Source organism: Xylanibacter sp. (assembly GCF_057607445.1).
In genome coordinates this window covers 231,379-238,724 of the sequence record NZ_DBLZAX010000005.1, presented here as the reverse complement: position 1 = coordinate 238,724, position 7,346 = coordinate 231,379, and the positions used below count along the sequence as shown (strand labels likewise).

Sequence of the window (7,346 nt, the reverse complement as noted above, 5' to 3'; positions counted from 1 at the left end):
TATAACTACTTTAACTACCTAGAAACGAAATAGGAAGTAATCGGATTAAATAAATCCTTATATTCAATTCCGGCGGAGCGCAGATCCGCCGGCACAATAGCTTTGTTGGTTATTGTCGCAAGCACTACGTTAGCATATGGTTCTAACTCCTAGCCAACTCCGTTGGCAATAACTACTTTAACTACCTAGAAACGAAATAGGAAGTAATCGGATTAAATAAATCCTTATATTCAATTCCGGCGGAGCGCAGATCCGCCGGCACAATAGCAACGTAGTGCATCTTACGAATGTGAAAAGTTAAAAGTGAAAAACGAAAAATCCAAATGCAAACGTAGTTTTTGCGACAAGAATCCACAAAGCTTTTGACTCTAACTCCTAGCCAACTTGTTGGCGATAACTCCTTTAACTACTTTAACTCCAAATTACATGTGCCATTTCGACACTTAGCCATACAACGCAAAAGAGGTCATGCCACTACCCCGTCAGGAATAATGGCATGACCTCTTTATGTATAAATGTTGTAAGCATAAGACTGTATTAACAGCCTTATGGGCTATGGAGCTACTACATGTGCGTTGCGTATTATTATCGCACGTACTACGTTAGTATATGGCTCTAACTCCTAGCCAACTCCGTTAGTGATAACTACTATAACTACTTTAACTACCTAGAAACGAAATAGGAAGTAATCGGATTAAATAAATCCTTATATTCAATTCCGGCGGAGCACAGATCCGCCGGCACAATAGCAACGTAGTGCATCTTACGAAAGTGAAAAGTTAAAAGTGAAAAACGAAAAATCCAAATGTATTGTGGTTTCTACTTGTAAGCATTACGTTTGCAATTGGATTTTTCACTCTTCACTCTTAGTTCTTCACTTAAATATGCTCCTAGCCAACTCCGTTAGTGATAACTACTATAACTACTTTAACTACCTAGAAACAAAATAGGAAGTAATCAGATTGCAAATCTTTATATTCAATTCCGGCGGAGCACAGATCCGCCGGCACAATAGCAACGTAGTGCATCTTACGAAAGTGAAAAGTTAAAAGCGAAAAATCCAATAGTCTTGTGGCTTCTACTTATAAGCATTACGTTTGCACATGGAGGCTTTAACTACCAATAATATTTGCGCATGTTTTTTCACTTTTAACTTTTCATTTTTAATTGCGCTTTGCGCCTGCTCTTAGTTCTTTACTTAAATATGCTCCTAGCCAACTCCGTTGGCGATAACTACTATAACTACTTTAACTACCTAGAAACGAAATAGGAAGTAATCGGATTAAATAAATCCTTATATTCAATTCCGGCGGAGCGCAGATCCGCCGGCACAATAGCTTTGTTGGTTATTGTCGCAAGCACTACGTTAGCATTTGACTCTAACTCCTAGCTCACCTTAGTGAGCGATAACTACTCTAACTACTTTAACTCCAAATTACAATATACCCCTCTTACCTCCTTCGCTATCTTGTCCCAGTCATATTTTGTCATGTCGTAGTCTATGTGCTGTGGTTCACGGCTTATCACCTCTTTCAGTTTCTTCGCCAGCTCATCCACGTTGCCCACAGGGAAGTAGTCGTCTTTGTCAAGGCCCACCTCCAGGTTTGCCGGTATGTCGCTCACTATCACCTTCACGCCGTAGCTCATGGCTTCAAGCAACGCTATCGGCAGGCCCTCATGACTCGACGGCAGACAGTAGCACATGCAGTTGGTCAGCAGCGAGTGCAGCTTACGGCCCTTCACAAACCCCGTCAGCACCACGCCGTTCTTCCTCGCCATCTCTTTCAGTCCCCTTGAGTAGTCGTCCTCAAAGTCCGTGTCACCTGCCAGCACCAGCTTTATGTCATCGTCGCCGCCGTCTTTACTTTTTAATTTTTCGTTCTTAATTCTACTGAACGCTTCCACCAGATGGTGCAGGTTCTTTTCCGGCACAAAGCGGCACATGCCCAATATGTAACGTCCCTTCCTTATGCCAAGTTCCTCAAAATACTCTGGATAGTCGCACACCTCAGGCTCCGACACGCCGTTATATATCAGATGCACGTTCTTTGTACGTCCGTATTTCTCCTTAATCAGGTTGCGTATCACGTCGCTGATTACTATTACGTCGTCAGCAAACATACACCCCATGCGCTCACCCAGCTTCAGCACCGCTTTGGCAGCCCTGCCCCATTTGTCCCTGTCGTAGTCAGGACCATGATGCGTAAACACCACCTTCATGCCCAGCATCTTGGCGTATGGCACCAGCAGAGCCGGCCCTATGGCATGTATGTGCAGTATGTCTGCCCCCTGTTTCTTCGCCTTGTTTATGGCTCTGTACGTATGTATAATGGCTTCAAACGACTTCTTCTTCGGTGTCTCAATGTCCACCAGCTTTACGCCTTTCCATTCTTTCAGGCCGTCGCTGACGTAGCTTTTACGCCTTATCACCGTTACGTCTTCGCCCATGGCTGCAATTCTCGGAAACAGTTCCTCGCAGTGCGTCTCCACTCCGCCCATGACATTAGGGATGCCACGGGTACCGGTAACAACAATTTTCATAAAATTTTCCGGATTAAAAATAAATCATTACTTTTGCCTCGTCATAAGCAAAAGTCCATGTCAAAGTTTTTTCTCAATATAAAAGAATCAGCCCAACACGCCGGCATAATTCTTCTTTCGTGCCTCTCCGCCCTTTGGCTGTTGATAAAAGGTAGAAGGATCAAATAAGTTATTACGATAGTAAAAAAACAAAAAGTGAAAAGTGAAAAATCCAAAGGCAATCGTTTTGGCAAAGAATCGCTTTTGATAGAATGAATATTTAACCTTTACTTTTTAGTTTCCATTAATGAGAAAGCCTGAAAGGCTGCACTTTTATAACCGTGGGTTACTACCCACGGCTAACGTCTTAATGCGAAACAGGCACCCGAAGTGGTGCTACTTTCATATTTCTACAAACAAAGCATATGGATTTTTCACTCTTCACTCTTCGTTCTTCACTTAAACACGCTCTTCACTTAAATTATTATCTGTCAAAGTTCAAGTCTCCCTGCTGCGGGTCTTGTCCTACTTCGCAGTATTTAAAGTCTAAGCATGCAGGTTTGCCTTGCATTGAGCGTAGCTTGTTCTTCAAAGCCCACTTCAGCGGATACTTTATATATTTGTGCATCACAGGACTTGCCGTTCCTACCATCCAGCAGTTCTTCGGGCATTTGCGCACCTTTGCACGCACTCTGGCAGCCTGTTCGCTGTTCCATATAGTCATAAAGTCGGCATCATGTATGTTGCCCATGCTCCAGCTCTTCGGAGTGTCGCTTCCTGCCGGTTTCAGTTTGTCGTTCGACACGTTGTTAGGATCTGCAGCCAGCTTCTCGTTATACTCCGCCACAGTTATGTCGTCGCCGTCCAGCTTCGTCTTATTTCCGGCGTTCTTGTCGTCCATTCTTGTCTCCAGTCCGTTACACGGCATCACCTCTCCCCACGGGTCAATAAAGAAGTTAGCCGTACCAGCCTCACATGGCAGCATGCGGCGGTTACCTTCAATATAGTTTATCAGTCCCATGTTAAACCATGCACGGAACCAGCTCTTCGGGCTCTTCTCCTTCAGCTGCCAGTCGATGAGTTTTCTGAAGTTTCCGCACACCTCGTCATGGTTTGTAATCTTGTTATCCCCCTTATGGAAATAATAAGAATTGTGGAAAGCAGCAGTTGCAAACTCCAGTCCCATTGACAGAGATAGCTGATATAATTTGAGCATGTCTCCAGAGTTATAGTTGCTCACAGTACAGCCAAAGCCAATATCCTTCAAACCCATACTCTGAAGAGTCTTTAATGTCTTGATAGCTTTGTCAAAAGTTCCCTGACGGCCTCTAAGCTCATCATTCTTTTCTGCAAGTCCTTCAATAGATATGCGAATACCGATGTTAGGAAATTTCTTAGCCAAAGCTATTACCCTATCCTGAAACCATCCCGACGTAGATATCACAATGCGGTCAGTATGCTTATAGCACTCTTCAACTATTTCATCCAGGTCTTCACGGATGAAGGGTTCACCACCTGTCAGGTTTATGAATTTTAATTTGGGAAGCGAACGAAGGTCAGAGGCTTTTAATTCCTCTTTCTTATCAGTAGGATTTTTCCAAATGTTACACATCACGCAACGCATCGGGCAGCGATACGTCAGAATAATACTTGCGTCAGTTGGACGCGGCACATTCATGTTTGCCATAATCTTTTTACTTTATATTGTATTTAAATAAGATGCGAAATTTTAAAATATAATTTTATAAGTTAAGGAGCATGGAGTTGAATTCATAATTAGCTAACGCTGAACGATGTTTCACAATTCATAATTGGGTTAGACCGAACTGCGTTTCATAATTGTTATGTGTCTTGTGGATTCTTGTCGCAAGCACTACGTTGGCTATTGGATTCTTCACTCTTCGTTCTTCACTATTCACTTATATACCTCCATTATCCTCTCATAATAGCTTTCGCTGTTATATCTTTTTTGTGAAGTCAGAGCTATATCTTTATAGTCGAATGTGTGGTGCCACATGGCTTCAATCTTGTTTGTCAGATCATCCACGTTGCGGCTTTCAAAGGTCATGCCTGTTACGCCGTTTTCTATCAGTTCGGGTATTCCGCCTATACGTGCGCCCAGCACCGGTGTACCCAGACATTGAGCCTCAATCACCGACAGCGGGTTATTCTCATAACATTCTGACGGTATCACCGTGAAGCGTGCTTTACCCACAATGCTCTTTATCTCGTCCCACTGCTTATAGCCCAGGAACTCAACATTTGCTTTTAATTTTTCACTTTTAATTTTTAAATCTTCTTCAAGCGGTCCTCCTCCAATCACTTTAAGCTTATACGGCAGGTTCTTTGCTGCCTCTATCAGCGTGTTCACGCCCTTTTCGTGGCTCAGTCGTCCCACGTAGCAATAATAGTCTTCCTTGCCGTATTCGTCTTTCTTGCATTTGTCCACGTCAATAAAGTTGCACAGCGTCATCAGCTTCTTCTTGTCAAATCCGCCCTGTGCCATTTTCTCTGCCATAAACTGGCTGGGACATACAAACACATCCGTGCAGGCTTCCAGTCGCTCCCTGTTCCATTTTACGGCCTCTTTATATCCTATCATCGATGCCAGCGCAGAGCCTTTCATGCACTTATACATTTTGCAGCTACTCTTGTCGCCGTTGAAGCACAGCTCACATATATCGGTGCCGTTGCGCAGGCAGTCGTATCTGGGGCACAGCAGCTTATAGTCGTGCAGAGTCCATACCACCTTTATCCCTCGCTTATGGACAAGTTCTGCCATCACGGGCGACAGCTGTGTGTGTATGTTGTTAAGATGCACCACGTCCGGCTTAAAGTCGTCCAGTAACTTGTTAAACTTCGTCTTCACCTCGTTAGAGCCGAACGGACGTGTAAATGCCATCAGCTTACTCATGTTCTGCGGAAAATATTTGCTCCATGGCGTACTTATATTTTCCGGATAGTCCATAGCAAACACAGCCACTTCATGACCATGCTGCTTTAACAGCTGCTCTAAGTTGAGCATGTATATGCAATCACCGCCACGGCGGTAATAGAATTTATTGGAAAGTAAGATTTTCATTGTTGTATTTATTTCAGTAGCTTATCTATTGTTCTTGGAAACACAATAAATTTGATTATATGTGAAAAAACTATTGCTCCAATAATTGTAGCAAAAAATGTACTTATATATAATAAATTATTATTGTCGATAATATTTTCTAGATGACACTTTTCAATAACTCTATAGAACATCATGTGGCAAAGGTATATTTCTAAGCTGATTTTACTTATATATGATGTAAATTTATTATTTAAGATTCTATCATGCGAGCCTATAGCATATATCAACCATGAAGAAAATAATATTAAATCTGGTATTATAAATAAGTCTATGTTATTAAAGATGAATTTTAAAATTGTCAATAATATACATATAATCAACGTTAAATAATAGTTCTTTGAGACCAGTTCATATATTTTATCTTTATATAAATAAATGAGACCTCCACATATAAAAAATGGTGCACTATATATTATATTTACTCTATCAATTTTCTTAACAACAAAATCAGATGTTGAAAAATAGTTTATTGCTATATAACAAAATATTAATGATATAAAGAGAACAAAAAGGCCTCGTTTTTTATTGTCTAATAAGAATGTAAAAAATGGGAATAGCAAATAAAATGTAAAAACTGTACCAATAAACCAGCCTACACCGACAATACTTATATTTGGATTTGGTAATAAATTAAAACATAAAGTTAAATTGGCAAAGCCTTCACATAATGCATTATAATTATGATCCATGATTACAGATATAATAACCATTAATCCAAAAAAAGGCAATAATCTTTTATATCTCTTTTTATAAAAATCGTTTGGTCGAATTTGTCCGTTTTTAATTCTTTCATAATATCCACAGCATACTGAAAATGCGCTGATTATCATGAATAGTAATGTAAAATTAGTAAAATAGGGTATTATTGTTTCTGTTACATAATTGCTTGATGGCTTTATAATGATGTTCGCTAAAACATGCATCATTACTATACCTATTGCAGCGTATGCTCTAAGACCGTCTAACGATTCTATTCTTTTTGTCCACATATAATCTTCAGAACAGTACAGAACACCTTCTGAGAGTTTATTAATTATCTCTGGTTTGTCTATTATTTGTTTGATATTATTTGCCATATCAGTTATGACTTGAGAATATGATATTATTGGTATCTTAATTCCACATTTATTGCAAACAACACCAGACATTCCACAATGATCAAGTGTCATTGTTGGTACACCCCATGACATTGCTTCAAATAATACTGTGGTTGTAGCTTCTCCTAACGAGGATATAATATGTAAATGTGCATTAGCAAATAAATTTTGTACTTTATTTCTTGGGATATTTCCATGCCATGAAATGTTGTCATTAATACCATACTCTATTGCTTTTGCTTGAAGCTTATGTTTTTCACTTCCATCTCCACATACATCTAAATGCCAATTTTGTGATTTAACCTTATGTAATGCTTCAATTAATAATATCAATGCCTTTCGTTCACATATTGCTCCAACCCAAATTAATCGTAGTGTATTTCCTTGTTTAAGTGAAATAGGATTTTCTATATTCATTTCAACTATACCATTTTCTGGCAGATATATACATTTCTTATTAAAGATATCATTAATTTGTTTTACTGTATTGGGGGTTGCCGCAAACTTTCATGCACTTATACATTTTGCAGCTACTCTTGTCGCCGTTGAAGCACAGCTCACATATATCGGTGCCGTTGCGCAGGCAGTCGTATCTGGGGCACAGC

General features: G+C 40.1%; 4 protein-coding genes. All 4 read right to left on the bottom strand.

From position 1 onward, the window contains the following. Positions 1 to 1,419: 1,419 nt before the first annotated feature. A complete protein-coding gene (locus ACZMIG_RS06150) occupies positions 1,420 to 2,541 on the bottom strand; it encodes a glycosyltransferase family 4 protein (protein WP_487889269.1) in 1,122 nt (373 codons plus the stop codon). Between the two features lie 463 nt (positions 2,542 to 3,004). Then, positions 3,005 to 4,207 (bottom strand): radical SAM protein, encoded by a 1,203-nt coding sequence (locus tag ACZMIG_RS06145; protein ID WP_487889268.1) that lies wholly within the window; start codon positions 4,205 to 4,207, stop codon positions 3,005 to 3,007. 228 nt (positions 4,208 to 4,435) lie between these two features. Further along, positions 4,436 to 5,602: a glycosyltransferase gene (locus tag ACZMIG_RS06140; RefSeq protein ID WP_487889267.1), complete on the bottom strand. Its 1,167-nt coding sequence runs from the start codon at positions 5,600 to 5,602 to the stop codon at positions 4,436 to 4,438. A gap of 8 nt (positions 5,603 to 5,610) precedes the next feature. Next, entirely contained in the window at positions 5,611 to 7,158 is a 1,548-nt protein-coding gene (locus tag ACZMIG_RS06135) for an acyltransferase family protein (RefSeq protein ID WP_487889266.1), read from the bottom strand. Positions 7,159 to 7,346 lie beyond the last annotated feature (188 nt).

Excerpts from the sequence above, each read along its gene's own strand:
- ACZMIG_RS06150 (WP_487889269.1), bottom strand. The coding sequence starts at position 2,541 with ATGAAAATTGTTGTTACCGGTACCCGTGGCATCCCTAATGTCATGGGC.
- ACZMIG_RS06145 (WP_487889268.1), bottom strand. The coding sequence starts at position 4,207 with ATGGCAAACATGAATGTGCCGCGTCCAACTGACGCAAGTATTATTCTG.
- ACZMIG_RS06140 (WP_487889267.1), bottom strand. The coding sequence starts at position 5,602 with ATGAAAATCTTACTTTCCAATAAATTCTATTACCGCCGTGGCGGTGAT.
- ACZMIG_RS06135 (WP_487889266.1), bottom strand. The coding sequence starts at position 7,158 with ATGAATATAGAAAATCCTATTTCACTTAAACAAGGAAATACACTACGA.